This is a genomic window from Labrenzia sp. 5N (genome assembly GCF_012395805.1).
GTDB lineage: Bacteria > Pseudomonadota > Alphaproteobacteria > Rhizobiales > Stappiaceae > Roseibium > Roseibium algicola.
The window spans coordinates 187,547-214,305 of the sequence record NZ_JAAZTM010000005.1 but is presented as its reverse complement, the minus strand read 5'-3'; the positions used below and the strand labels follow the sequence as shown (position 1 = coordinate 214,305).

Annotated in this window: 28 protein-coding genes; 12 read left to right on the top strand and 16 right to left on the bottom strand. The window is 59.5% G+C overall.

Features of this window, described 5'->3' with window-relative positions; genetic code table 11:
• Positions 1-9: 9 nt before the first annotated feature.
• From HEP89_RS08395 to HEP89_RS08355, 9 genes are read left to right on the top strand one after another with little or no spacing between them, the layout of a single operon-like run.
• On the top strand, positions 10-315 hold the full coding sequence (locus tag HEP89_RS08395; RefSeq protein ID WP_023002504.1) for an urease subunit beta: 306 nt from the start codon (positions 10-12) through the stop codon (positions 313-315).
• The gene (locus HEP89_RS08390) at positions 312-734 is read left to right on the top strand and encodes a lysozyme inhibitor LprI family protein (RefSeq protein WP_055660200.1); all 423 of its coding nucleotides are present in this window, start codon (positions 312-314) and stop codon (positions 732-734) included. The genes HEP89_RS08395 and HEP89_RS08390 overlap by 4 nt, the downstream gene beginning before the upstream one ends.
• Positions 734-1,165 (top strand): lysozyme inhibitor LprI family protein, encoded by a 432-nt coding sequence (locus HEP89_RS08385; RefSeq protein ID WP_168691767.1) that lies wholly within the window; start codon positions 734-736, stop codon positions 1,163-1,165. The genes HEP89_RS08390 and HEP89_RS08385 overlap by 1 nt, the downstream gene beginning before the upstream one ends.
• A 36-nt stretch (positions 1,166-1,201) precedes the next feature.
• A complete protein-coding gene (ureC, locus tag HEP89_RS08380; RefSeq protein ID WP_168691766.1) occupies positions 1,202-2,914 on the top strand; it encodes an urease subunit alpha in 1,713 nt (570 codons plus the stop codon).
• Positions 2,915-2,947: 33 nt separating this feature from the next.
• Complete coding sequence (locus tag HEP89_RS08375) at positions 2,948-3,553, top strand: glutathione S-transferase family protein (RefSeq protein WP_168691765.1); 606 nt, start codon at positions 2,948-2,950, stop codon at positions 3,551-3,553.
• A complete protein-coding gene (locus HEP89_RS08370; RefSeq protein WP_168691764.1) occupies positions 3,550-4,086 on the top strand; it encodes an urease accessory protein UreE in 537 nt (178 codons plus the stop codon). The genes HEP89_RS08375 and HEP89_RS08370 overlap by 4 nt, the downstream gene beginning before the upstream one ends.
• A complete protein-coding gene (locus HEP89_RS08365) occupies positions 4,079-4,810 on the top strand; it encodes an urease accessory protein UreF (protein ID WP_152505072.1) in 732 nt (243 codons plus the stop codon). The genes HEP89_RS08370 and HEP89_RS08365 overlap by 8 nt, the downstream gene beginning before the upstream one ends.
• Entirely contained in the window at positions 4,807-5,424 is a 618-nt protein-coding gene (gene ureG / locus HEP89_RS08360; RefSeq protein WP_023002497.1) for an urease accessory protein UreG, read from the top strand. The genes HEP89_RS08365 and ureG overlap by 4 nt, the downstream gene beginning before the upstream one ends.
• 21 nt (positions 5,425-5,445) lie before the next feature.
• On the top strand, positions 5,446-6,150 hold the full coding sequence (locus HEP89_RS08355; RefSeq protein ID WP_168687299.1) for a hypothetical protein: 705 nt from the start codon (positions 5,446-5,448) through the stop codon (positions 6,148-6,150).
• A gap of 67 nt (positions 6,151-6,217) precedes the next feature.
• On the opposite strand, the gene HEP89_RS08350 is transcribed toward HEP89_RS08355, so the two are convergent.
• Positions 6,218-8,221, bottom strand: a complete 2,004-nt coding sequence (locus HEP89_RS08350; protein WP_168691763.1) for a VWA domain-containing protein — start codon at positions 8,219-8,221, stop codon at positions 6,218-6,220.
• Between the two features lie 158 nt (positions 8,222-8,379).
• Here HEP89_RS08350 and HEP89_RS08345 point away from each other — a divergent pair, with 158 nt between their 5' ends.
• Both HEP89_RS08345 and acs read left to right on the top strand, forming a co-directional pair.
• A complete protein-coding gene (locus HEP89_RS08345; RefSeq protein WP_075282736.1) occupies positions 8,380-8,778 on the top strand; it encodes a DUF1761 domain-containing protein in 399 nt (132 codons plus the stop codon).
• A 205-nt stretch (positions 8,779-8,983) separates the two neighbouring features.
• Positions 8,984-10,921 (top strand): acetate--CoA ligase, encoded by a 1,938-nt coding sequence (acs, locus tag HEP89_RS08340; protein WP_077291376.1) that lies wholly within the window; start codon positions 8,984-8,986, stop codon positions 10,919-10,921.
• A 91-nt stretch (positions 10,922-11,012) separates the two neighbouring features.
• Here acs and HEP89_RS08335 read toward each other — a convergent pair whose 3' ends face one another.
• From HEP89_RS08335 to trmD, 6 genes are all read right to left on the bottom strand, one after another.
• Complete coding sequence (locus HEP89_RS08335) at positions 11,013-12,437, bottom strand: TadE/TadG family type IV pilus assembly protein (RefSeq protein WP_205838622.1); 1,425 nt, start codon at positions 12,435-12,437, stop codon at positions 11,013-11,015.
• A 150-nt stretch (positions 12,438-12,587) separates the two neighbouring features.
• Entirely contained in the window at positions 12,588-13,928 is a 1,341-nt protein-coding gene (locus HEP89_RS08330) for a TadE/TadG family type IV pilus assembly protein (protein ID WP_208992291.1), read from the bottom strand.
• A gap of 307 nt (positions 13,929-14,235) precedes the next feature.
• Positions 14,236-14,793, bottom strand: coding sequence for an HNH endonuclease (locus HEP89_RS08325; protein ID WP_006936861.1), 558 nt, complete (start codon positions 14,791-14,793; stop codon positions 14,236-14,238).
• A 383-nt stretch (positions 14,794-15,176) separates the two neighbouring features.
• Positions 15,177-16,589: a 3-isopropylmalate dehydratase large subunit gene (gene leuC / locus HEP89_RS08320; RefSeq protein WP_168691762.1), complete on the bottom strand. Its 1,413-nt coding sequence runs from the start codon at positions 16,587-16,589 to the stop codon at positions 15,177-15,179.
• 304 nt (positions 16,590-16,893) lie between these two features.
• Positions 16,894-17,364: a 50S ribosomal protein L19 gene (gene rplS / locus HEP89_RS08315; protein WP_023002488.1), complete on the bottom strand. Its 471-nt coding sequence runs from the start codon at positions 17,362-17,364 to the stop codon at positions 16,894-16,896.
• A gap of 223 nt (positions 17,365-17,587) precedes the next feature.
• Positions 17,588-18,298: a tRNA (guanosine(37)-N1)-methyltransferase TrmD gene (gene trmD, locus HEP89_RS08310; RefSeq protein ID WP_168691761.1), complete on the bottom strand. Its 711-nt coding sequence runs from the start codon at positions 18,296-18,298 to the stop codon at positions 17,588-17,590.
• Between the two features lie 181 nt (positions 18,299-18,479).
• Between trmD and HEP89_RS08305 the strand changes: the two genes are divergently transcribed.
• The gene (locus HEP89_RS08305) at positions 18,480-19,013 is read left to right on the top strand and encodes an antibiotic resistance protein VanZ (protein ID WP_168691760.1); all 534 of its coding nucleotides are present in this window, start codon (positions 18,480-18,482) and stop codon (positions 19,011-19,013) included.
• Here HEP89_RS08305 and rimM read toward each other — a convergent pair.
• The 9 genes from rimM to dctP form a co-directional block, all read right to left on the bottom strand.
• The gene (rimM, locus tag HEP89_RS08300) at positions 18,962-19,516 is read right to left on the bottom strand and encodes a ribosome maturation factor RimM (protein ID WP_023002485.1); all 555 of its coding nucleotides are present in this window, start codon (positions 19,514-19,516) and stop codon (positions 18,962-18,964) included. The genes HEP89_RS08305 and rimM overlap by 52 nt on opposite strands.
• 50 nt (positions 19,517-19,566) lie before the next feature.
• On the bottom strand, positions 19,567-19,965 hold the full coding sequence (gene rpsP / locus HEP89_RS08295; RefSeq protein WP_023014459.1) for a 30S ribosomal protein S16: 399 nt from the start codon (positions 19,963-19,965) through the stop codon (positions 19,567-19,569).
• Between the two features lie 19 nt (positions 19,966-19,984).
• Positions 19,985-20,308 carry a chorismate mutase gene (locus HEP89_RS08290; protein WP_055660229.1) on the bottom strand — a complete coding sequence of 108 codons (324 nt, stop codon included), beginning with the start codon at positions 20,306-20,308 and terminating at the stop codon, positions 19,985-19,987.
• A complete protein-coding gene (ffh, locus tag HEP89_RS08285) occupies positions 20,305-21,846 on the bottom strand; it encodes a signal recognition particle protein (protein ID WP_023002482.1) in 1,542 nt (513 codons plus the stop codon). Before ffh ends, HEP89_RS08290 begins: the two co-directional genes overlap by 4 nt.
• A gap of 354 nt (positions 21,847-22,200) precedes the next feature.
• On the bottom strand, positions 22,201-22,815 hold the full coding sequence (locus tag HEP89_RS08280; protein WP_023002481.1) for an exopolysaccharide biosynthesis protein: 615 nt from the start codon (positions 22,813-22,815) through the stop codon (positions 22,201-22,203).
• Between the two features lie 134 nt (positions 22,816-22,949).
• Positions 22,950-23,822 carry an isocitrate lyase/PEP mutase family protein gene (locus tag HEP89_RS08275; protein WP_023002480.1) on the bottom strand — a complete coding sequence of 291 codons (873 nt, stop codon included), beginning with the start codon at positions 23,820-23,822 and terminating at the stop codon, positions 22,950-22,952.
• 10 nt (positions 23,823-23,832) lie between these two features.
• Entirely contained in the window at positions 23,833-25,107 is a 1,275-nt protein-coding gene (locus tag HEP89_RS08270; RefSeq protein WP_023002479.1) for a TRAP transporter large permease, read from the bottom strand.
• Positions 25,104-25,598 (bottom strand): TRAP transporter small permease, encoded by a 495-nt coding sequence (locus tag HEP89_RS08265; RefSeq protein WP_023014458.1) that lies wholly within the window; start codon positions 25,596-25,598, stop codon positions 25,104-25,106. The genes HEP89_RS08270 and HEP89_RS08265 overlap by 4 nt, the downstream gene beginning before the upstream one ends.
• Before the next feature lie 149 nt (positions 25,599-25,747).
• The gene (gene dctP, locus HEP89_RS08260; protein ID WP_023002477.1) at positions 25,748-26,740 is read right to left on the bottom strand and encodes a TRAP transporter substrate-binding protein DctP; all 993 of its coding nucleotides are present in this window, start codon (positions 26,738-26,740) and stop codon (positions 25,748-25,750) included.
• Positions 26,741-26,759 lie beyond the last annotated feature (19 nt).

Sequence of the window (26,759 nt, the reverse complement as noted above, 5' to 3'; positions counted from 1 at the left end):
GAGACGAGCATGATCCCCGGAGAACTGTTTCCCGCCGAAGGCGAGATCGAACTGAACACAGGCCTTGAGACCGTGACGGTGGAAGTCGCCAACACAGGTGACCGGCCGATCCAGGTCGGCAGCCACTATCACTTCTTCGAAACCAATGAAGGCCTGTCTTTCGACCGGGAAAAGACCCGCGGCATGCGCCTGGATATTCCGGCAGGCACAGCCGTGCGCTTCGAACCCGGCCAGTCCAGATCCGTGACGCTGGTGCCTTATCGCGGCAGCCGCACGGTCTACGGCTTCAACCAGAAGGTCATGGGCGAATTGTGATCAGATCCGCATCATCTCTTTCGTTTTCGCTGATCGGGCTCGGTCTTCTGCTCGCCGGACCTGTCGCCGCGCAGGAAACACCCAACTGCGAAAATGCCATGACGCAGTCGGAGATGACCCAGTGTGCCAACATCGACTGGCTGAAGGCGGATGCGGAGCTGAACGCGGTCTACAGATCCGCAATGGAAAAGATGACCGAGACCGACGCTTATTTGCCGGAAGGGCTGAAAGGGGCGGTCGAAACATTGCGCGAAGCCCAGCGTGCCTGGATCCCCTATCGTGACAAGGCCTGCGACGCCTACGGCTTTCTGGCCCGCGGCGGAACCATGGAACCCATGCTGGTCTACGGCTGCCGCGCAGATCTGACCCGCAACCGCATCGACGAGTTGAGACAGCTCAGTGAAGGTCTGGGGAATTGATGCCTGTGCGCGGTGTGACCCTTCCTGCTTTAGCCTTGTTTCTGGCCACCGCCAGCACGGCGGTTGCTGAGGAAGAGAAGGTCAACGACAACATCGACTGCGGCTATCCGCTGACCGAAGCCGAACGCAGCTTTTGTGCCGACAAGGCCCTGGAAGACGCTGACACGCGCATGAACGAAGCCTTCGACCGGCTGCGTGCACGGCTGGTCGAGATCGATGCGGAATTGCCGGAGGAGCTGAAGGGCGCCCCCGCCAGCCTCGACGATGCCCAGGCCGCCTGGAAAACCTACGCCGACAAGGATTGCACCGCCTACAGCTTCCCCTTCAGGGGCGGAAAACGCGGCAACGAACTGTACCGGAACTGCCTGATCGTCCTCACCATGAAACGCACAGAGGATCTGGATGCGACGGTTGAGGACTACGCGAATTAAACACACCGATTTCTGATCGCCGATTGGAGACTAGATATGGCCTACAAGATGCCCCGCGCCGCTTATGCGGACATGTTCGGACCGACAACCGGCGACAGGCTGCGCCTTGCGGATACCGATCTCATCATCGAGGTGGAAAAGGATTTCACCACCTATGGCGACGAGGTGAAGTTCGGTGGTGGCAAGGTTATCCGTGACGGCATGGGCCAGTCCCAGGCACCCCGTTCCGCCGGCGCCGTCGACACGGTCATCACCAATGTGCTGATCATCGACCACTGGGGTATCGTCAAGGCCGATGTCGGGCTGAAGGACGGCCGGATCGTCGGCATCGGCAAGGCCGGCAACCCGGATGTCCAGAACGGTGTCGACATCATCGTCGGTCCCGGCACGGAAGCGATCGCCGGGGAGGGCAAGATCCTCACCGCAGGTTCGATCGATGCTCATATCCACTACATCTGCCCGCAGCAGATCGATGAAGCCCTGTGCTCCGGCGTGACCACCATGATCGGCGGTGGCACCGGTCCGGCAACGGGCACCAACGCGACCACCTGTACGCCCGGCCCGTGGCACATCACCCGGATGCTTCAGGCTGCCGACAGCTTCCCGATGAACCTCATCTTCGCCGGCAAGGGCAACGCCTCCCTGCCTGCCGCGCTGGAAGAGCAGGTGATGGCGGGGGCCGCAGCCCTCAAGATCCACGAAGACTGGGGCTCCACACCGGCGACCATCGACAACTGCCTGTCGGTTGCCGATGAATACGACGTCCAGGTGATGATCCACACCGACACCTTGAACGAGTCCGGTTTTGTCGAGAACACCACCGCTGCGTTCAAGAACCGCACCATCCACGCCTTCCACACCGAAGGGGCCGGCGGCGGCCACGCACCGGACATCATCAAGGTGGTTGGCGAACCCAACGTCATTCCGTCGTCCACCAACCCGACACGCCCTTACACGGTCAACACGCTGGAAGAGCATCTCGACATGCTCATGGTCTGTCACCACCTGCACAAGGACATTCCGGAGGACGTTGCTTTTGCCGAAAGCCGCATCCGCAAGGAAACCATTGCGGCGGAAGACATTCTTCATGACATGGGTGCGTTCTCGATCATCTCCTCCGACAGCCAGGCCATGGGCCGCGTCGGCGAAATCATCATCCGCACCATGCAGACCGCGCACAAGATGAAGGTGCAACGCGGCCGCCTTTCGGATGAATCCGGCGAGAACGACAATTTCCGGGTCAAGCGCTACATGGCCAAGACCACCATCAACCCGGCCATCGCTCATGGCCTGGACGAGTACATCGGCTCGGTTGAGGTCGGCAAGCTGGCCGACCTTGTGCTCTGGGACCCGAAATTCTTCGGTATCAAGCCGGCGCTGGTGCTGAAGCTCGGCTCCATCGCGACCGCTCCGATGGGCGATCCGAACGGGTCCATCCCGACACCGCAGCCGGTGCATTACCGGCCGATGTTCGCCTCCTACGGCAAGATGCTGACGCACAGCCGTGTCACCTTCGTGTCCCAGGCGGCCTATGACACCGGCGTCAAGCACAAGGCAGGTCTCGACAGCTTGGTGCTTCCGGTCAAGAACACCCGTGGTGGAATCTCCAAAAAGTCGATGATTCACAACAACATGATGCCAAAGATCGAAGTGCATCCGGAAACCTACGAGGTGCGCGCCGACGGCGAACTGCTGACCTGCGAACCTGCCGAAGTGTTGCCGATGGCCCAGCGCTACTTCCTGTTCTAAGCTCCGCAAGAACGCGTTCGGGAGAGGAAAGGCATGTATAAGATCGTCGGATTTCCGCGGACCCGCGCCATGCGGGTGATGTGGCTGCTTGAGGAACTGGGCGAGCCTTACGAGGTTGACCCGGCTCTGCCGCAGTCGGATACCGTCAAGGCGCTCAATCCAAGCGGCAAGGTGCCCGTGCTGGTCGACGGTGACGCCGTCATCACCGATTCCGTCGCAATCTGTACCTATCTGGCCGACAAGCACGGCCGGTTTACCTTTCCTGCCGGAACTCTTGATCGCGCCCGTCAGGACAGCATCACCCAGTTCGGTGTCGATGTGCTGGAAGGCGCGCTCTGGACCGCTGCGAAGAACACCTTCATCCATCCCGAAGATGTCCGTGTTCCGGCGGTCAAGGACGTCTGCCGGCACGAATTCGAGCAAGGCCTGAAAACGCTGGAAACGCTGATCGGTGACGGTCCCTATGCCATGGGCGAAACCTTCACCATTGCCGACATCATCGTCGGGCACTGCTCCGGCTGGGCACTGGCCGCCAAGTTCGACCTGCCCAAAGAAGGTCCGGTCTACGATTATTTCAAACGCCTCAGGGAGCGTCCCGCTTTCCAGGCCATGATGGCAAAGGTGATGGAAGCCGCATGATCCGCGTCGCGAAAATCCACAAGGCCGAAACTTGGACCGGCGATGTCACCGACCGGGTCACGCTTGACCGGGAAGACCGGTATCGGCGCAGGGCAGTTCTGACAGGCGCAGCCGGATTGACCTTCCTGCTGGATGAACCGATGGCGATCCATTTGCGCCATGGCGACGGTCTGGAACTTGAAGACGGTCGGATTGTCGAAGTTCTCGCAGAACCTGAGGAAGTGGTCGAAATTCACGCCGACGACACCGCCCACCTGGTGAAGATCGCCTGGCACCTGGGCAACAGGCACCTGCCGACGCAGCTCATGGGCAACACCCTGCGGATCCGGCGGGACCACGTGATTGAAGACATGGTGGAAAAGCTCGGCGGCCGGCTGACCAGGCTATCCGCGCCCTTCGATCCGGAAGGCGGCGCCTACGGCCATGGTCGCACCCACGGCCACGATCATGGGCACGGGCACGACCACGACCATCATCATGGACACAACCACGGGCACGGGCACGACCACGATTCCGGACATTCCCATGACTGAGCCCTCAGCTCCGCGACTGCCCCTGTCACCGCAGGCGCTCTACCGGCTGCAGGCCTTTCTCTCACCGGCCTTTCCGATCGGCGCCTTTACTTACAGCCACGGGCTGGAACAGGTGATCGAGCAGGGCGGGGTGGCAAGTGCGGCGGAACTTGGCGTCTGGCTGCGTGAAATCCTCCGCTTCGGCGCTGGACGAAGCGACGCCATCCTGCTGAAGGAAACCTACCGGGCCGCTCTTGCGGGAGATCGAGCGACCGTTGACGAGCTGCGTGACCTGGGGCTGGCCCTGCAACCCTCCAGGGAGCGGCATCTGGAATCCAGTGCCCAGGGCAGCGCCTTTTTCAGAGCCGTGTGCAACAGCTGGATGCCGGAAGCGGGCACCGAGGCCGCACGCCTGTTTCACGAATTCGCGGGCGAGGAAAACACCTCCTGGCCTTACCCGGTAGTGCTGGGACTTGCAGCTGCGGCTCACGGCTTGCCGGTGGATGCAGCGCTTCACTGTTTCCTGCATGCTTTCGCGGCCAATCTGATTTCCGTTGCCGTGCGGGTGGTGCCGCTTGGCCAGAGCGACGGCCAGAAGGTGCTGGCTGGTCTGGAACCGGTGATCTTCGAAATTGCAGAAGAGGCCGAGGCCGCAGGTCTTGACGATCTCGGCACCTCCACCTTCCTTGCAGATATCGCCTCCATGGCACATGAAACCCAGTATTCGAGGTTGTTCCGTTCATGACTTCCCAAAATGGTCCCTTGCGCGTCGGCATCGGCGGTCCCGTCGGTTCCGGCAAGACCACGCTGACCGACAAGCTGTGCAAGGCCATGCGTGACCGCTACTCGCTCGCCGTCATCACCAATGACATCTACACAAGCGAGGACGCCGAAGCCCTGATGCGCTCGCAGGCCTTGACCAGTGACCGCATTCGCGGTGTCGAGACCGGCGGCTGCCCGCATACGGCAATCCGTGAAGACGCCTCCATCAATCTGGCAGCGGTAGCGGACCTGACCAAAAGCATCCCGGATCTCGACCTGATCCTGATCGAATCCGGCGGTGACAACCTGGCCGCAACCTTTTCACCGGAGCTCGCCGACCTGACGATCTACGTGATCGATGTTGCCGCCGGCGAGGAAATTCCGCGCAAGGGCGGGCCGGGCATCACGCGCTCCGATCTCCTGATCATCAACAAGACCGACCTTGCGCCCTATGTCGGCGTCAATCTGGAGGTCATGGACCGGGATGCAAAGAAGATGCGCAAGGAACGACCCTTTGTTTTCGCCAATACAAAGGCGGGAGAGGGCGTCGAATCCGTGGTAGACTTCATCGTCCAAAAGGGTGGGCTGAACGCTTAAATCTTCGATGTTGATGGCCGAATGATCGCTGGCAGACAGGATGCCTGCGCGCATAACAATGCGCTCTGGTGCGATGCGGTCCTGAAAACCGCAGGTGCGAAAACCGAATTTCATGCAGGGTTCTGGTGCGCTCGGGACAAGGCCCTGCCGCTCTATCCGAACATCGTCACCCTGTCGCCGAAGCAGGGAGCGGATTTTTATGCCGCGCTGCCCGATTTGCCGAAGGGGGCCGGGGTAAAGGACAGTTTCGACAGTCTGGATCTGGCACCTTACGGCTTTCAGAGGCTTTTTACCGGCACCTGGCTGTTTCGTCCGCCGCCAAGTGCCAAACGTGCCCCGATCAGCTCCGATTGGCACAAGGTGGCGACATCGGAAAGCCTGAAGAAGTGGCTGGCCGGCTGGAACGAGAACGAAAGCCTCCATGCCGTTTTCCCGTCCAGGCTGCTGGAACGCAAAACCATTGATTTCGCCGCCATCATCAAGGACGGCAAGGTGAAGGCAGGGGCGGTCTTCAACACCGGTCCGAAGCTTGACGGCAAGGATATCCTTGGCCTTTCAAACGTCTTCTGCCGCAAGACCTGGCTCTACAGTGCTCTGCATGATCTTCTGGAACCGTTTCCGAACCGGTCGATTTGCACCTACGAAAATGATGCAAGCGTGCTACCGGTCTATCGGCAACTCGGTTTCGAGCCTTGCGGACAGCTTTCCGTCTGGCTGAAACAGTAGCTCCGAACAGAGAGAAGCCCGCAACTTTTCAGCGGCGGGCTCCGATTTTCGTTGATGACCGGTCGCGCTATTTCACCGTCACGGTCTGCCGCGCAACGATTTCCGCGTCACCTGCGGACAGCACGAAGCGCAGCTCGTAAGTGCCCGGCTCTTCCGGTGTCCGCACCTCCACAACGCCGTTGGAGATGTTGTCCGCAATCTCCCAGGCCCCTGGCGCCGTACTCCAGGCATCCTGAGACGGTTCGGCAAAACCGATGAAGTTGCTGCTGTTGGCCGGGCCGCTCGCCTTTACGCTGACATAGCTGGCAGCCGGAACTTCGGACGGGCCCTCCAGCGTCACCTTCGGATCCGTGATCTTCAAAGGTTGGCTGGCCAGGATCTTCGATCCGTCGGACGTCGAGAGAATGTAACGCAACTCGTAATCGCCCCGAGCCAGTGGCGCGATGATCGAGACGCTGTCTCCATCGGGACGTTCGTAGGTCACATAGGCCGAAGGGTCGGAGCCGACCGGCGCGATGCCGATCCAGTCGTCGGGCGCCTTCGGGCCGCTCCAGGTCACGTTCAGTCTGCCGGCCGCCTCAACCGTGCTGTCGGCCTGAAGCGTTGCTGCACTTTCGCCAACAGTTAGCGGTTGGCGCGTCAGGATCGTCTGGTCGATGCCGGTGACATAGATGACATCATAAGTGCCGGCTTCGCTCGGTGCCTGAAGGGTGACGGGAGACCCGTCGGCAGTGCCTTTCCAGCGGCCCTGGTAATCGTCAACCGTGCCGTCCTTCGGAACGATCCCGATCCAGTCCTCCGGCCCGTTCGGACCTTCAAAGGCAATCTCCACCGGCTGACCGGCGGCAACTTCGGGGGCGTAGGTCAGGATTGCCTGAACTTCGGTCACTTTGATCGGTGCCTTGGCCAGAACACGTTCACCGCTATCGGCCCAGACATAGACGATTTCATAGTCACCCGGCTGGGTTGGCAGGGCCAGTTTGGCGGGATTACCGTCGCGCACATACACCCAGAGATCCCGTTCGAGCCTGTTTCCGTCCGGGGTGACGACACGCAGGAAATCACCATCCAGGCCCGGGCCTTCAAAGGCAACTTCCAGCAGCGAGGTTGCAGGTGCTTCAGGGGAGGCGGGCGTGACACTCGCCTCGGGAAGATTGCCGTCGAGAAGAACAGTCTGCTGGCCGCCCTTGTCGGACACCTCAAGCGATGCACCGCCTGCCTTTTCACCAAGTTCTGCACTGACGACGTAGGATCCCGGCTCGAGCTCGACCTCGACGCTGCCACCTGTCATGCCGGACGCAACCACGGTCTCGTCGTCGACGGTTGCCACTGTCCATTGCACAGGGCCTGAAACAGGCTGGCCGCTTTCCTTTTCGGCTGCTGTTAGGACTGTCACAGGCAGCGACGCTTTTTCCTCAACCGCGGCGACGCTTTCCTTCAGCGCTTCGGTCAGGCCGTCGGCGTCCTTGGCGTTCCAGTAAGTGCCGCCTGTCAGATGCGCAATACAGGCAATCTTGGCCTGATCCGCCTTGGAAGCGATGTCGAAACCGATGACATGGGCCTTGAAATCGACCCCGGACTTGGCAAGTGCCTCGGCGAGGGCGCAAGGATCCCCGCCGCAGGTCTCGATACCATCGGAGATCAGGATCAGCCGTCCCGGGCGGTCGTTCTGCGCCAGAAGTTCCGCCGCCTGCCGAAGTGTTTCGGTAATCGGGGTCTTGCCGCGCGGCGTGAGCGCCTTGACGCTTTGCACCAGTTTGGAGCGGTCCAGCTCACTCACCGGCACCAGCGTTTCCACATCGCCGCAATCCGCCTTGCGGCGGTGACCATAGGCCATCACACCAGCCCTGGTTCCATCCGGAAGACCGGCAACAAAGCCTTCGAAGGCAGACCGGGCAATTTCCGCTTTCGCGGTACCGTCGATCTGGCCCCACATGGAATTGGAAGAATCCAGGACGAACAAAAGATCAGAAGGTGTGTCCGTCTGTGCCCCTGCAGGGGACATGAACATCGTGCAGCCGATGAGGGCGGCTCCCATAAGTCGAAACACAGGTCGCTTTGAAAAGAGCATGAAACCTTGGGCTCCTGTAATGAATTTTCGAAAAAGCCTTATCCGGAAAGGAGATAGGCGAGACGGGCCGAATTTAGAGACACTTGCAATCTCGAAGTGTGATAAAAGTCGCAAGTAGACAGAATTGCCAAGGAAAAAATGACGTTGGGAGACCTGCAATGATGTTCGACGGTATCAACCTGATTGCAGTTGCTGCGGCCGCCATTGTGTCTTTCCTGTTCGGCGCGCTCTGGTACGGCATCCTCGGCAAGGCCTGGATGAACGCCGCCGGTCTGACCAAGGAGCAGACGAGGCCAAACCCGGTTGTCTTTGCAACGGCCTTTTTCTGCCAGATCATCATGGCATTCGTCTTCGCGGGCGTGATCTATCACACCGGTGGAGCCGATATCAGGAACGGCATCATCTCCGCGCTGATGATCTGGGTCGGCATCGTCATGACCACGCAGATCGTCAACCACCGCTTTCAAGGGCTGTCCTGGAACCTGACGCTGATCGACGGCGGTCACTGGCTCGGGGTACTGCTTGTGCAGGGTATCGTGATCGGATGGCTGAGCTGACGTGATCGCCGGGAAATACGCGTAAATCCGTACGAGATTGAAGGTCTTAGGCCTTGCCATAGACCAAAGACTCGCCGACTAAAGTACCAAGTCTAGGTTCTGGACGCTTTGAGGGGCCATACGCATAATGGCCCCGGCAAAACAAGGCCGCGGAAGGGAGAACTCGCTTACCGCAGGTCCAATTGTGGTTTCTGGGAGGTTTCACATGACTGAGTCCGTATTTCCCGTTCCCGCGGAGGTTGCCGCGCGGGCGCATGTCGACAATGCCAAATATCAGGAAATGTATCAGCGTTCCGTGGAAGACCCCGACGGCTTCTGGGGTGAGCACGGCAAACGGGTGGACTGGATCAAGCCTTTCACCAAGGTGAAGAACACTTCCTACGACTATCACAACGTTTCGATCAAATGGTTCGAGGACGGCACGCTCAACGTTTCGGCCAACTGCGTTGACCGCCACCTGGAAAAGCGCGGCGACCAGCCCGCGATCATCTGGGAAGGTGACGACCCGAACGAGCACAAGGTCATCACCTACAAGGAACTGCACCGCGAGGTGAACAAGTTCGCCAACGTGCTGCACGGCCAGGGTGTCAAGAAGGGCGACCGCGTCACCATCTATCTGCCGATGATTCCGGAAGCAGCTTATGCAATGCTTGCCTGCGCCCGCATCGGCGCTGTGCATTCCATCGTCTTCGGCGGATTTTCACCGGACAGCCTTGCCCAGCGTATCGAGGATTGCGCCTCTGAATGCGTGATCACGGCAGACGAGGGCCTGCGCGGTGGCCGCAAGGTGCCGTTGAAGGCCAATGTCGACAAGGCTGCTGAAAAAGCGCCGGTAAAGAGCGTCATCGTGGTCAAGCGCACCGGCGGCGACATTGCCATGCAGGCCGGCCGAGACGTCTGGTACCACGACGAGGCGGACCGTGTGTCCGACCATTGTGCACCGGCGGAGATGAACGCGGAAGATCCGCTCTTCATCCTCTACACTTCCGGGTCGACCGGCAAACCCAAGGGTGTGATGCACACCACCGGCGGCTACCTGGTCTACGCCTCCATGACCCATGAATATGTCTTCGATTATCACGAAGGCGACGTCTACTGGTGCACGGCGGATGTGGGCTGGGTCACCGGTCACAGCTACATCGTCTACGGCCCGCTTGCCAACGGCGCCACCACGCTGATGTTCGAAGGTGTTCCGACCTATCCCGGTCCGGGCCGCTTCTGGGAAGTGTGCGACAAGCACAACGTCAACATCTTCTATACGGCACCCACCGCGATCCGCGCCCTGATGGGCGCCGGCGACGAACACGTCACCAAAACCTCGCGCAAGTCCCTGCGTCTTCTGGGGTCCGTTGGCGAGCCGATCAATCCGGAAGCCTGGACCTGGTACTACAATGTGGTTGGCGACAAGCGCTGCCCGATTGTCGACACCTGGTGGCAGACCGAAACCGGCGGCATCCTGATCACCCCGCTGCCGGGCGCAACCGACCTGAAGCCAGGTTCCGCCACACGTCCGTTCTTCGGCGTCCAGCCGGCGATCGTCGACGCGGAAGGCAAGTTCCTGGAAGGGGCAACGGAAGGCAACCTTGTCATCAAGGACAGCTGGCCAGGCCAGATGCGCACGGTCTATGGCGACCATGAGCGCTTCGTCCAGACCTATTTCGCCACCTACAAGGGCCTCTATTTCACTGGTGACGGCTGCCGTCGTGACGAGGACGGCTACTACTGGATCACCGGCCGCGTTGATGACGTCATCAACGTTTCCGGTCACCGCATGGGCACGGCGGAAGTCGAGAGCGCACTTGTGGCGCATCCGAAGGTTTCCGAGGCCGCTGTGGTCGGCTATCCGCACGACATCAAGGGACAGGGCATCTATGCCTATGTCACGCTGATGGAAGGCGAAGAGCCGAGCGACGAGCTGAAGAAGGAACTGGTCAAGCATGTCCGCTCGGAAATCGGGCCGATTGCCTCTCCGGACCTGATCCAGTTCGCACCCGGCCTGCCGAAGACCCGGTCGGGCAAGATCATGCGCCGTATCCTGCGCAAGATCGCCGAAGACAGCTTCGACAGCCTGGGCGACACATCGACCCTGGCCGATCCGACCGTCGTCGACGACCTGATCGACAACCGCCAGAACCGCGGCTGACCGGCACACTCCGGACTGTGAAATGCAAAAAGGCTCGCCACCCGGCGAGCCTTTTTTTCAGTTTTGTCGATCCGATCCCGGAAGGGTTCAGTTACCTCGAAACGTAGATCTGCTGGATCTTCTTGGCGATATTGGCAAAGGCGTTGATCAGCTCGTCCGAACTCGTTGCCTTGTAGAAATTGCCCGTGCTGGCGCAGGACTGCATGTTTCTCGACCCGGCCGAGGTGTTGCTGGTGCCGAAATAGACGCCGAAGATCGAAATTCCTTCGTCCTTCATGGCCTGGCAAAGCGCGCGCTGAGCCGTTGAGGAATTGTTGCTGTAGCTCTCGCTTTCGCTGCGTTCCTGCCACTGATTGACCGTCACCGTCTCACACTTGTACTGCCAGCCATGGCGTCTGGAATAAACCCAGTCGCATTCTTCCCGTTCGCCGATGTATTCGTAGTACCGGTTGTTATCCCCGTCGGTCATGATGATCGCGAACTTGAGAACATCCTCGTTGTCATAAGGCTCCGGCTTGCTCGCAAGGGGCCATACGTCCGAATAGTTCGGCGAGATGCTGTTCCAGCCCCAGACCACGCCGGTCTGGCCTGCCGTACCGCCGTTATCATCCAGGTCGGCGATCGCATCGAGCAACTCGTCCCGGTCGGATGTCAGCGGGATCATCTTCGACGTGCTGGAACAATTGTTGCTGCCACCGCCGTAAAACACGGCCTTCGGCGGCGGATCGGTCTTGTCGTAGTAATTGTAGGTCTTGTCGGTGTAGCGAACTTCGTAGAGATCTTCGCCGTCGTCGTAATCCTGGCGTTCCGTCACGCATTTGCTGCTGTCGGCATAGCCGAAGAGGCCGCCCTTCACCTTGGAAGCGTAAGCTCCCAGGTTGACCCCCTGGCTGTATGGCACCAGCGAGATACGGACCTTGCTTTCGGATTCTTCGGTTCCATCCGGGATCAAGATGTTCACCAGGCCTTCGGAGGCATCCCGCAGCGTATCCATGTCGTTGCGCATGGACCCGGTAACGTCGACGACGAGGGCCAGTTCGACGTCAAAGCGTGAGTAGGTGACCTGTGAGCTCGTTCCGAAGCTGAATGTTTCCGGGCCGAGGGCACTCTTGCCGTAACCGCCCATGTCGATGAAGTAGTTCTTGAGAGAGGCCGTGGACGTTACCTTGATGGTGCCGTTGTCCGGATCGACGACGAAGTCGAGATTGTCGATTGCCTCGTCCAGGAATTCGACGTCGGCCAGGTTGGCCTTGAAGGAATCCGCCAGAGCTTGCTTGATCTGGTCGTCGCTCATGACGCTGGTCGACAGGTCTGCCGCGACCGAAAGTGCCGCGGCATCAATCGCAAAGGACAGTTTTTCGCGCGCATTCACCGTTCGGGACACGTCGATGGTAATCCCCGCGATCACGACGATCAGGATCACCAGCATACCGAAAATGGGCAAAATGGATGCTTTGCGATCGCCGGTAAACTCTGCAAGCAGGGGTCGGCAAATGAGACGCTTCAAATACTGCATTACTGCCTCGTCATTTTGTGAGACAGTTACTCTAGAAAAGTACCTAATTCCTTAAACGGAATGTAGAAAATAGGGGGTTGTTTCCGTTTGGTAAACCAATCGGAAAGAATCGAGACTGACGCTTTTCGCTGGCCGGTCGTCCGGCAGGTCTTATTTGGACAGGTAGATCGACTGGATCTTCCGCGCGATGTTTGCGAACGCTCCTATGAGTTCATCGGACGATGCAGCCTGATAATAGTTTCCCTGGCTTGCGCAGGACTGCATGTTTTTTGCCCCTGCGGATGTATTGCTGGTTCCGAAGTAAACTCCGAAAACCTGGATGTTGGCAGCCTTCATGGCCGCACAGATGTCTCGTGAGCGGACGGAAGAGGTGTTGTTGTAGCTTTCGCTTTCACCTGTTTCCCGCCAGGCGTTCACGGCCACTGTGCTGCATTGCCAGGTCGACTTGCCGTTTTTCTTGACCCAGCCGCACTGCTCCTCCTGTTCGATATATTGGTAATACCGGTTGTTGTCGCCGTCAGTCATGATGATCGCGAACTTGAGCGTATCGCCGTCTGAATAGGCCGCAGGCGCGCTGTCCGCAGGCCATACGTTGGCGTAGTTCGGCGACAGGCTGTACCAGCCCCAGGCAACCCCGGTCTGACCCGCCGTACCGCCAGTGTTGTTGAGAGCGGAAATCGCCGGCAGCAACGTGGAGCGGCTCTTGGTCAACGGCACCAGCTTGGACGTGGACGAGCAACTGCTGCTGCCCCCGCCAAAAAAGGTCTGTGCCGGAGGAGGGCTGGACTTCTTGTAGTAGTTATAGGGATCGTCCGTGAGCATGACCTCATAGGTGGAATAATCCTGACGTTCCGTGACGCAGTTGCCGCTGACGCTGTAGAAATCGCCGCCCTTCACCTTTTTTGCATAGGTGCCGAGGTTGACGCCCTGGCTGTAGGGAACCAGCGAAATGCGCACCTTGGCATCGTCTTCTTCCACGTCCTCGGGCAGCAGAATGTTGACCACCGCTGTCGAGGCATCGCGCAGCGTGTTCATGTCGCTTGAGGACATCGAGCCGGTGACGTCCACCACAAGGGCCAGCTCCACATTGAACTTGGAATAGGAGACCTGTGAACTGGTTCCGAAGGCAAAGGTCTCCGGACCCAGGTTCTTCATCATGTAGCCACCGAAATCGATGAAGTAATTCTGCAGGCTGGCCGTCGAGGAGACCTTGATGGTTCCATTTTCCGCATCGACCACAAAGGTCAGGTTCTTGATGGCTTCGGCCAGAAACTCGGCACCGTCCAGGTTGGACTTGAAGGAATCCGTCAGCGCCTGCTTGATCTGTTCATCCGTCATGAGCGATGTCGACAGATCCGCCGCCACGGACAGTGCGGCTGCATCGATCGCATAAGACAGCTTCTCGCGGGCGTTGACCGTGCGCGAAACGTCCACGGCTGCGCCCATGACGACGATCAGAAAAATCACCATCAACGCAAAGATGGGCAGCACGGCCCCTTCACGCTGCGTGAGAAATCGTCTGTTTATTTTGAAATTCCAGAAAAGAAGAGACATGTATGGCGCCGCCTCAAGGGAGATAAAGACAGCTACTACACACTTTAAGAAAAAACAGTGAATGAACTTTGGGAACGAGGTTAAAGCCTCGTTAAAATCAAATATTCAACGGCATAAATACATCCACTGGATGTCAACTGCCAGTTGCCTGCAACGTGGAATAGGCGCTCCGACGCAGACGCTTTCGAGCCGTCACAAGGGCTTTTGATGACCCCGCCTGAAGGCTCGCAATACGTACCGGGGACTACGGTTCCAGCTCGGTATCCCAGTAGAGGAAATCCAGCCAGCTATCGTGCAGATAGTTGGGCGGGAAACCGCGGCCGTTGTTGTGCAGGTCCTGGATGGTCGGCTGGAACGGCATGTGCATCGGCCACATGTTCAGTTGCTGGCACGACTTGTTGGACTTGCGCAGATTGCAGGGGGAGCAGGCGGTGATGACATTGTCCCAGGTCGTCAGACCACCCTTGGAACGCGGCACAAGGTGGTCAAAGGTCAGCTCATCCTTGGAGCCGCAGTACTGACACTGGAATTTGTCGCGGAGAAAGACGTTAAATCGGGTAAAGGCAGGGTATCGGCTGGGTTTCACGAAGGTCTTGAGAGAGACCACACTGGGTAATCGGAACTCGAAGCTCGGACTTCGAACCGCTGCATCGTATTCGGCAACTATGTTCACCCGGTCCAGGAACACAGCCTTGATGGTATCCTGCCAACTCCACAGCGACAGGGGGTAGTAGCTCAAAGGCCGGTAATCCGCATTGAGCACCAACGCCGGATGGGCGCCCGACGAAACCGCTATCGTCACCTTCCGCTCCTCATTCCCAGAGCATGCCGAATCCACACGCGGATGCGTTGCTCTAACGACTTACGTTGGATCAACTTCCAGCAATCAGGTGCCAACTGACAGCGCGTTGACCTGTCGGAATGTCCGTTATCCGGTCAATCGGACAGCGGAACAGTCCTTTTGTGACGGGAGTATTGTAGTGCCGAGGTGACAGTCTTGTGAAGCCCGGGAAAATCATTTCTGAGTGCAGTTGTCGCCAGATCAGACCCGGCAAAGGATTTTTCTTAACTACATGAATTATTTACGCAAAAGCAAAATCCCCTGCGTCATTGTGACTGTTTTACGGGGAGAAGCAAAAAGGGCGCCTTGCGGCGCCCTTTCTCATGAACCGAAATGCGGTCGAATCAATTCGTCGTCCACTCGCGGATATCGACAAAATGGCCGGCGATTGCCGCCGCTGCCGCCATGGCCGGCGAAACAAGATGGGTCCGGCCCTTGTGACCCTGACGGCCTTCGAAGTTGCGGTTGGACGTCGACGCACAGCGCTCGCCCGGCTTCAGCTTGTCCGCATTCATGGCGAGGCACATGGAGCAGCCCGGCTCACGCCATTCGAAGCCTGCTTCCTTGAAGATGATGTCCAGACCTTCTTCCTCGGCCTGTTCCTTCACCAGACCAGACCCCGGGACAACCATGGCGCTGACGCCTGCTGCCACCTTGTGATTGCCGATGACGGCCGCAGCAGCACGCAGGTCTTCAATGCGGCCGTTGGTGCACGAACCGATGAAGGCGCGGTCGATCTTGATGTCGGTGATCTTGGTGCCCGGCTGCAGGCCCATGTATTCCAGGGCGCGCTTCTTGGATTCGCGGCGGTTTTCATCGGCGATTTCAGCCGGATCCGGCACGACACCTTCCACCGAGATGACGTCTTCCGGAGACGAGCCCCAGGAAACGATCGGCGGCAGGTTGGCGGCGTCCAGCTCGATGACCTTGTCGAAATAGGCGTCCGTATCCGAATGCAGGGTCTTCCAGTAGCCGAGAGCCATGTCCCAGGCTTCGCCCTTGGGCGCCTTGGGGCGGCCTTCGATGTACTTGTAGGTGATTTCGTCCGGTGCAATCAGGCCTGCGCGTGCACCGGCCTCGATGGACATGTTGCAGACCGTCATCCGGCCTTCCATCGACAGGGCACGGATTGCTTCGCCGGCATACTCGATCACGTAGCCGGTGCCGCCTGCGGTACCGATCTTGCCGATGATGGCCAGAACGATGTCTTTCGCGGTGACGCCGGCAGGGATCTTGCCGTCGACCTTCACCAGCATGTTCTTGGCTTTCTTCTGGATCAGCGTCTGGGTGGCCAGAACGTGTTCCACTTCGGACGTGCCGATGCCATGGGCGAGGGAGCCGAAAGCGCCATGGGTGGAGGTGTGGCTGTCGCCGCACACAATGGTCATGCCGGGCAGGGTGAAGCCTTGCTCGGGACCCACGATGTGAACGACGCCCTGACGCATGTCGAGTTCGGAATAATATTCGATGCCGAATTCCGCCGCGTTCTTGGCCAATGTGTCGACCTGCAGGGCCGATTCCGGATCATCGATGCCGTGACGGCGGTCGGTGGTCGGAACGTTGTGGTCGACCACGGCAAGCGTCTTCTCCGGCTGGCGCACCTGGCGGCCGGCCATGCGCAGGCCTTCGAATGCCTGCGGGCTGGTAACTTCATGCACCAGGTGGCGATCGATGTAGAGCAGACCGGTTCCGTCCGGCTGCATGTCGACCACGTGGTCGTCCCAGATCTTGTCGTAAAGCGTCCGTGCGTTGGCCATGGGTCTCTCCTCGGTCCATCCGAGCAAACGGTCAAACGGTCTAAAGTTTGCGAAATGCCCGGTGATGCCCGTCGCGGCGCGTCCAGCCGCAAGGGTCTATCCTCGTTTATCGTAGCTAGTGAATGACGCAGCGCCGCCTGAAGGTCAAGCGTTCCGAGTTGAGCTGAATTCAACTCAGATTGACCGGCGCAGGAAGAACGGGGTGCAAAACCCCGGATTTGCATCGGACTGCGCCAGGGTTTGGCGCAAATGCAAAAAAGGCGGCCCGAAGGACCGCCTTTTCGAAACGTTTTGCCGGGCTGGCTTATTCGGCTGCGTTCTCTGCAGCTTCCTTGGCAGCGGCCTTGGCTTCTGCAGCAGCTGCCTTGGCAGCAGCCACTTCCGCACGCACTTCTTCGTTGAGGCGCTTGGAACGAGCATTGGTGTTTTCGACGATACGGGCAGACTTGCCGCGACGGTCGCGCAGGTAGTAGAGCTTCGCGCGACGGACCTTACCGCGGCGAACCACTTCAACGCCTTCCAGCATCGGGGAGTAGACCGGGAAAACGCGCTCGACGCCTTCGCCGTAAGAAATCTTGCGAACCGTGAAGCTCTCGTTGATGCCGCCGCCGGAACGGGCGATGCAGACGCCTTCGTAAGCCTGGGTACGGGTACGCGTACCTTCGGTGACCTTCACGTTGACGCGAACGGTATCACCAGGAGAAAATTCCGGCAGCTTGCGCTGCTCTTCGATTTTCGCCATTTCCTCAGCATTGAGCTGCTCGATGATGTTCATGGCATATTTCCCTTTTGAATTACAAAGCGGTCAGAGCGTTTTCCGGTTTTGGCCGGAAACGGGTTCACCGACTTTGGGCCATGTTGCTTGTCGGCTGGACTTTCCTGATTTTCCGGTCCTTTTGGTCCGGTTCAGGACGCAGGTCTTTCCAAGGAAAAGATACAACTTCACCCAGCTTCGGCGCGCGTATACAGGAAATTTGCGCCACTGTCATGCGGATTCTTCAATCCACGTCGTCTTCATCCGCCATGTAGGCATCCCAGAGATCCGGCCGCCGCTCGCGTGTCAGGCGCTCGGCTTCGGCCATGCGCCATTCGTGGATCTTCCGGTGATTGCCCGAGGTCAGAACCTCGGGAATGGTCAGGCCTTCGAACTCGGCCGGCCGCGTGTATTGCGGGTGTTCCAGCAGGCCACCTTCGAAACTTTCGGTTTCCGCACTGTCCATGTTGCCCATGACGCCAGGGATGAGCCGGACAACAGCGTCCAGCATGGTCAGCGCGCCGATTTCGCCGCCGGACAGGATGTAGTCGCCGACGGAGACTTCCTCCAGTCCACGCGCGTCGATCACCCGCTGGTCGACCCCTTCGAATCGGCCGCAGACGATGACTGCGCCAGGGCCTTCGGCAAGTTCATGCGCACGGTCCTGGGTAAAGGGCGCCCCGCGCGGGCTCATCAGAAGCCGCGGGCGCGGGTCGTCAGCGGGGGCCGCCGCATCAATGGCCCTGGCCAGGATATCGGCCCTGAGCACCATACCGGCACCTCCACCGGCCGGCGTATCATCAACGGAGCGGTGCTTGTCCGTCGCAAAGTCGCGGATGTGGCTGGTTTCCAACTGCCAAAGCCCCTTGTCCAGCGCCCGGCCCGAAAGGCTGTGGCCCAGGGGCCCTGGAAACATGTCCGGGTAGAGCGTCAGAATGGTTGCCTTGAACGTCATTACGCCTGTCAGTTCTGCTGATTGGCCGGTATGTCCGGGTCCAAACCCGCTCATTGGTTAACGAGCCGTTTACCGCTTTCCTAAAAACCTGCCGAATTCTTCAGGGTAGCCGCCGGAAAGAAAGCTCTGATTAAGGCTCGCAGTATAAAGTGGCAAGAGCGTTTCAATCGGGTTTATTGCCGTGGCAAAATTTCCAGTCTTGCGTTTCAAGCTTCCCCGTTTCATTCAGGTGCATGTCGACCGCCACTATCTCGACATTTCCCTGAGCCGCGTGCTGCCCCTGTTCGCCCTGATGACCTTCGGCGTGATGGCCGGCCTTGTGTTCAACACCGGCGTCGGCCACCCCTATGACAAGGTCATCCATATCGGCTTTTTCGCCCTTCTGACCCTGTCGATCCATGCGCTGTTCTGCTGCCGGCTGCGCATTTCCGCCGTCGTCGCCTTCGGCATGGGTCTCGCGGGTGAAGTGGTGCAGGGCTTCATTCCCCACCACGAAATGTCGTTGCAGGATGCCTTTGCCAACGGGATCGGGGTTGCACTGGTCGTCGCACTGATTGCGCTGAAGCGTTCCGAGATTCGGCAGGCTGTCCGCCAGGACGTTCCCGCGGAGGAGCGCGAAGAACTCAACCTACGCAAGATGGGCTTGCAGCCCGTGCCAACGCGTTACCTGTCCGGCTCGTCTTCCGAAGGCTCAGGAGCTCCTTCGGAGAAGTAATCCTCCGGCAGCGAAGCGCTGACCCGGCCATTCTCCAGATCGATCTCCGGCACGAATTCCTTCGTGAACGGAACATAGAAGCTGCGGCCGCGTTTTGGCCGGACTTCCAGCAGATCGCCGGCTCCGAAATCCTGCACCGCAATGATCTTCCCGAGTGTCTCGCCAGTCTGGTCGAGCACATCGAGGCCGGTCAGGTCGGAATAGTAGAATTCGTCTTCTTCAGGTTCGGGCAGCTGGTCACGGTCGATAAAGAGATCGACGCCGTTCAGCTCTTCCGCCTGGTTGCGGTCCGCGATCCCCTTGAACTTGGTGATCACCACCGTCTTCTGCACCCGCGCCCGTTCCACCTCGAAGGAACGTTTGCCGTCCCGGGTGGTCAGAATGCCGTAATCGGCAAAGGAAAGCGGGTCATCGCCGTAAGGCTTGACCCGCACTTCCCCGCGAATGCCATGCGCCGCACCGATCTTGGCCATCAGTACCTTCTGATCGTCCTTGGACGTCATCTCAAAAGGCTCCCTGGCCAATGTCTTCCGGTGCCGCTTGGCGCATCTGCTTATTCGGCAGCTGCTTCTTCTGCCGGAGCGGCAGCAGCTTCAGCGGCAGCAGCTGCTGCTTCTTCTTCAGCCTGACGCTTGGCTTCAACGCGTTCCTTCGCCTTTGCGCCCAGCTCGGCTTTCTTCGGGTTGTTGCGCGGCTCACGCTTCAAGAGGCCGGCAGCATCCAGGAAGCGGTGAACGCGGTCCGTCGGCTTTGCGCCGCTGTCCAGCCAATGCTGAATACGCTCGACGTTCAGGGTCACGCGGTTTTCGGAATCCTTCGGCAGCATTGGGTCGTAGGAACCGACCTTTTCGATGAAACGGCCATCGCGCGGGGAGCGGATGTCAGCAACAACGATGCGGTAGTACGGGCGCTTCTTGGAACCGCCACGTGCCAGGCGAATTTTCGTAGCCATTTTTATGTCTCCAGTTTGTTCAGTTGCCGGCTTCAGCGGCAATGGCTTCGTGGTGCCGGATCACTTCCTTGACGATGAAGTTCAGGAATTTCTCGGCAAAGTCAGGATCGAGATTGGCATCGCCCGCAAGCTGGCGCAGCCGTTCGATCTGAATTTTCTCCCGCGCCGGATCAGCCGGCGGCAGGTCGTTGGTGGCTTTCAGCACACCCACTTTCTGGGTGCACTTGAACCGTTCTGCGAGCATGTGAACAAGAGCCGCATCAATGTTGTCGATGGACGCCCGAAGAGCCTTCAGTTCGCTCAAGGCGGGGCTTTCACCCAGCTTGTTCTCCGCTTCGCTCATCGTTTCTTGCCCTTGCCCATACCCGGAAACCCGGGAAGTTTCGGACCGCCGAGGCCTGGAAGACCCGGCATGCCCATGCCTGGCGGCAGACCGCCGCCCAACCCGCCGGGCAGGCCTTTCGGCATTTCCATGCCGCCCGGCAACTGGCCGGACTTGGCCATTTCCTCAAGCTGCTTGGGATCGACATCCGGCATTCCGCCGCCGCCAAGGCCGCCCATCAGCTTGCCCAGCATGCCTTTGCCCTTGCCCATCTTCTTCATCATGTCCGCCATCTGGCGGTGCATTTTCAGAAGCTTGTTGACGTCGGCCACATCCATGCCCGACCCGGCTGCAATACGCTTCTTGCGGCTGGCCTTGAGCAGTTCGGGCTTCTGACGCTCGGCCGGTGTCATCGATTCGATGATGGCGACCTGACGCTTGAACATCTTGTCGTCGATGTTCGAGGCCTCGATCTGCTTCTTCATCTTGCCGATGCCCGGCAACATGCCCATCATGCCGGACATGCCGCCCAGCTTTTCCATCTGGCGCAGCTGCTCGGCGAGATCTTCCAGGTCGAAGTGACCCTTCTGCATCTTCTTCGCCATTTTCGCGGCCTGTTCCGCGTCGATGGCTTCTGCAGCCTTTTCCACCAGCGAAACGATGTCGCCCATGCCAAGGATGCGGTCTGCGATCCGGCGCGGGTGGAAGTCTTCAAGTGCGTCTGATTTTTCGCCGGTACCGATCAGCTTGACCGGCTTACCGGTAACCGCCTGCATGGAGAGCGCCGCACCGCCACGGCCGTCGCCGTCCATACGGGTCAGGGCGATACCGGTGATGCCGACGCGCTCATCGAAACTCTGCGCCAGGTTGACGGCATCCTGACCTGTCAGGCTATCCGCCACCAGCAGGATTTCATGCGGCTGGGCAGCGGCTTTCACCTCTGCCATTTCAACCATCAGCGGCTCGTCGATGTGAATACGGCCGGCGGTGTCGAGCATGACTACGTCATAACCGCCGAGCTTGGCGGCGGACATGGCCCGCTTGGCAATTTCGACCGGGCCCTGGCCGGCAACGATCGGCAGCGTGTCGATGTCGTTCTGCTCACCCAGAACCTTCAGCTGCTCCTGGGCAGCCGGACGGCGGGTGTCGAGCGATGCCATCAGCACCTTGCGCTTGTCGCGCTGGGTCAGGCGGCGGGCAATCTTCGCCGTGGTGGTGGTTTTACCGGAGCCCTGCAGACCGACCATCATGATCGCCACCGGTGCCGGAGCGTTCAGGTCGATCGGATGGGCTTCTTCACCGAGCATCTCGACCAGCTGGTCATGAACGATCTTCACGACCATCTGGCCCGGGGTCACGGACTTGACCACCTCGGCACCGACGGCGCGATTGCGCACCTTGTCGGTGAAGGAACGTACGATCGGCAGCGCAACGTCGGCCTCGATCAGCGCGCGGCGGATTTCGCGCAGCGCCTCGTTGACGTCGTTCTCCGACAGCGCACCGCGGCCGGTGAGCTTGTCGAAAATACCGCTTAATCGATCGGACAGGCTTTCAAACATCAGTAGTCCTTGAATAGTCTCGGTTTCGGGAAGTCTCCCGAACCATATGGGCAACCGCCGGTCATTTCCAACCGGATCAATCCGCGCAAAGCAGTTTGACACCCGAGGGCGCAACGCGCTGTCGGATGTTAACCTCCGGGAACTCTTTACACCTTTGCGGGTCCCGGTCGGCGGATCGAAATTTCAATCACTCATATGGAGTTCGCGGGGATATGCCCGAAACCCGGGCAAGAGTCAAGGAAGCGGCGGAGATTCCCGTTTTCCTTGATCCGGTTTTCTTTCTCTACCCCGTCATCCCGTGGCTTGACCATGGGATCCATGCCGTTTCGCCTTATCGGACACCTGGTTTTCGGTTCAGGCCATGAACGCTTGGGTGCTGATCGCAATCGACGTCAGGATGGCGATGGTGAGGAGCACCGCGGCCAGACCCAGCAGCAGACCGAAGATGACGACAAGTCCGTCGCGCTCGACAATGCCGACGCCGGCGATGAACAGCGCGACCGCCGGAAACCAGCCGCTGAGCGGCACTGGCAGAAACAATGTGAACGCAATGACGAACAACGCAAGCCCGAGCAAGCGCTCATGTTTTCGCGCAAACAGACCTTCGTACCGGTGGGCCAGCACGCGCTCCAGCCGCATTGTGACGGGACGCAGGCGCACCATCGTTCGACGCAGCTTGTTGTGATTGAGCGACAGGCGTGCAAGCGGCCTGGGCAGTTTCACGTGCGGAAAGCCGAGCACCATCTGAAACGTGGTGACGAGCACCGGCAGACCGGTGACGAGCGAGGAGCCGGGAGGCAACGGCAGAAGCGTCAGCAGGGAAAACAGCACGATTGCCCAGCCGAACGACGTCTCGCCCAGCGCCAACAGCAAATTGCCGAGCGTCAGTGTGCCGTCCCGGTGCTGGTCGCGCGATGTCCGCAGGATCGGCAGCGACAGCGAAGGTCTTCGGCGTCTTTCGCCCTGCATTCAAGATTTCCGTTACAGCTTCTGAGTCGCGCAGGGTCTAACATTCCATCTGCAATAAATCCAACGCCGAGTAGCACGGGTTGGCGTATTTTGCAGTTCGGCAGAGCGACCGGATTCCGGACAGTCCGGCGGCATCAATCCCGCTTGGACGTCTCGTATTTGGCCGAAACCTCATAATAGTCGTTGAAGCCGATCCGGTCCCGCAGCTCCTTGAAGTCCATGAGATCCGGCGTGCGGTCCTGGTCGCTCTTCAGCTGCTGCAACGTCGCCACCATTGCCTTCATGGCGCTGGCCATCAGGGTCAACGGATAGGCGGCAATGGCGTAACCGATGTCCCGAAGCTCTTCATGCGAGAGGTCGGGAGTTTCGCCGCCTTCCACGATGTTGGCCATCTTCGGGCCCGGCAGTTCCCGGCAGATTTCCTGCATTTCGGCAACCGTCTTGGGCGCTTCGACAAACAGGATATCAGCGCCGAGTTCCTTGAACTTTGCCGCCCGGGCAATTGCCTCGGCAAGGCCGTGCTCATGACGGGCATCGGTCCGGGCAAGGATCAGGATATCGGCTCCTGCCTCCTTGGCATCCTGCGCCGCCCGGATTCGGTCAAAGGCTTCCTCGCGGGAAACGACCGCCTTGCCCGGTGTGTGACCGCAGCGTTTCGGAGCCACCTGGTCCTCGATCATCACGGCCGCAGCGCCTGCCTTGGCCATGCCGGTCACGGTCCGGCGCACGTTCATGGCATTTCCGTAACCGGTGTCGCCATCCGCCAGCAGCGGAATCCGGACCGCATCGGTGATGTTACGTGCCTGATCGAGCACTTCGCCATAGGACATCAGCCCCAGATCCGGCTGCCCGATCCGCGATGCGGAGGCGGCAAAGCCGGACATGAAGGTGAGATCGAACCCTGCCTGCTCGATCAGCTTGGCGGACAAGGCATCATAACAGCAAGGCATGACGTGAAGTTTCGGCTGCTCCAGCAGCGCGCGAAGGGTAGCTGCCGGTGACGGCATGACAAAAACCTCAGAACTTGAATGGCAGATAGAGCGCAAGATCGGTCCAGACATACAGGATCGCGACCGAAATCAACATGATCACCAGGAATGGCAGCACGCCACGGGAGACGTCGGACAGTTTCGATCGCGCGACCGACTGGATGACATAGAGATTGAGCCCGACCGGCGGTGTGATCAGGGCGCATTCCACCATGACGACCATATAGACGCCGAACCAGATCGGATCGAAGCCCAATGCCATGGCTGCCGGCAGCAGCACCGGCGTCATGATCAACACCATGGACAGCGCCTCGAACACCAGCCCCATGATCAGAAGCACGATCGAGACCACGATGATGAATGCGAGCGGCGTATCGATGGTCTGGCCGATGAAGACCGAGATATCCTGCGGGATCCGGTAAAGCGTGATCGCCTTGCCGAACACCTTGGCCCCGGCGATGATCAAGACGATGGCAACGGTCGTCACCATGGCATCGAACGCCGCTTCCTTCAGACCTTGCCAGGTAAGCGTACGCAGGATGGGCCCGGTAATCAGAAGCGCCACGGCAAAGCCGATAGCTGCAGCTTCCGTTGGTGTCGCCGCGCCGCTGTAGATGGCGCCGATAACAACAAGCGCCAACAGGATCGACGGAAATGCCCGCACAGTTGCCCGCATCCGCTCGTCCCAGCTTGACGCCGGCTCCGGCGTGTAGCCGCCGAACCAGCGGGCATAGACCATGGAAAAAACGATGAAGAACACCACAAGCATAAGGCCCGGGCCAACACCCGCCAGGAACAGCGCGATCACCGACTGTTCGGTAACGAAGCCATAGACGATCATCGGGATAGACGGCGGGATCAGAATGCCGAGCGTGCCACCGGCAGCAAGCAGGCCGTAGACGAATTTCCGCTCATAGCCGCGCTGGATCATTTCCGGGATCGCAACTGTTCCGATGGTGGCGGCCGTTGCCACCGACGATCCGGAAATGGCTGCGAAAATGGCGCAGGACAGGATGGTCGCGACGGCCAGTCCACCCGGCCAGTGACCGACCCAGGCATGAACGGCGGCAAAGAGATCCCGCCCGACCCCGCCTTTCAGCAGGATGTTGGACATCAGCAGGAACAGCGGTACCGCCAGAAGAATGAAGCCATCCAGTGTCGACAGGATCGCCTGGGGCGCCATCAGCGGCGAGAAACCACCGAGAATGAGCATTCCAAGGCCGAGACCGCCCAGCGCGAACGCCACCGGCACGCGGATCAGCAACAAGGTGAACAGCGAAGCGAGAATGAGAACTGTCGTCATTCCATCACCACCGCTTCATGATCGCCCGACTTGGGCTTCTGGCCCAGCTCAATGAGGGCCTGCACGAACAGAAGTGCAAACCCGACAGGAACGGACAGTTCGGAGATCCACATGGGAAGGTCCAGCATGGAGCCCGAGGTGCGGCCTCGCTCGAAAGAATCGTAGAAGATCCCGCCACCCTTCCAGGCGACCAGGATGCTGAACACCGCAACAAAGCCCATGGCAACCACATGGCAGGCGCGGCGCCAGCCCGGGCTTAGCTGGTCTGTCAGCGCATCAACCGCAATGTGCCGACCGGCTTTCAACAGCCATGGCATGGCAAGCATGGTGCCCCAGATCAGGCACAGCTGAGACAACTCCGACGCCCAGATGGTCGGTGCAACGAAAAGATACCGGGCCAGAACTTCATACGTGAGCATGCAGCCCACGGCGACGAACAGCAGCGCGGCGATCCAGGCAAAGGCCTGAAGAAGAAAATAGAAGGCTTTCATGAAACCATCTGTCGATCGAGCAATCGGCAAGGCCGGGAAAAGACGGCCGGTGAAACCCGACCGCGAAAAGACACCGGAACTCCGGCATCCGTGACTGGAAGCGGCCAGCATGGCCGCGGCCGCTTCCGTCGTTCAGGATCCGCGGACCGTCAGAATTTCTGAGCGGCTTCGAGAACCTGCTTGCCGAGGGGGCCCGCTTTTTCGACGAAGTTGTCGTAGACCGGCTGGCTTACGCTTTTCCAGGCAGTCATTTCTTCTGCGGTCGGCGTGTAGATGGTCATGCCGTTCTGTTCCGAAATCTCGTAAGCTTCGGCTTCGATCTGGGACATCCGATCCCGCACATCGGCTTCCGCCTTGAGGGCAGCAGCCTCGATGATCTTCTTGTGCTCATCCGGCAGGCCGTTCCAGAAATCGGTGTTCACCACGACGATGAACTCGATATCCGCGTTGTTGGTCACGGTGATCGTGTCCATGACTTCCCAGAGCTTGCGGGATTTCACGCCGGAAACACCGGTCATGCCGATATCCACGGTGCCGCGCTGGTAGGCCAGATACTGTTCGGAACCGGAAATCAGCGTCGGCGCACCGCCGGCAACCGTGACAAAATCGCCAAGCGTCTTGCCGAAGACGCGAACCTTCTTGCCTTTCAGATCTTCCGGGGTTTTCAGCGGTCCGCCATTGGACAGCATGATGGAGCCGCCATAAGCCTGCCACCACAGTACGGTGGAACCGGTTTCCGCGATTGCCTCATCCAGCGGTCCGCGCACGGGAGATCCCTTGGCTACGGCCGCACGAACCTTTTCTTCCGTGTCGAACAGGAACGGCTGATAGAAAACGTCGACGGCAGGAATGTCGCCGACATAACGCGTCAGCGACGCAACGCCCATTTCAATGGAGCCGCTGCCGACGGCTGCCGGAACTTCGTTGTCCTTGTAGAGCTGAGCGGAATCGTAGATCTCCACGGCAATGTCGCCGTTGGAGTTTTTCTCTACTTCTTCCTTGAAGAGCTGCAGATTCTGGCCGAGGTGGCTCGTCAGAGGCAATTGCAGCGAAATGCGCAAGGTTGTGTCTGCTGCTTGTGCCGAACCGGCTGCTAGGCCAAGCGCCATTGCCGCGCCAAGCGCCCAGGAAAGTACTTTCATGTTTTCCTCCCAAATTTAT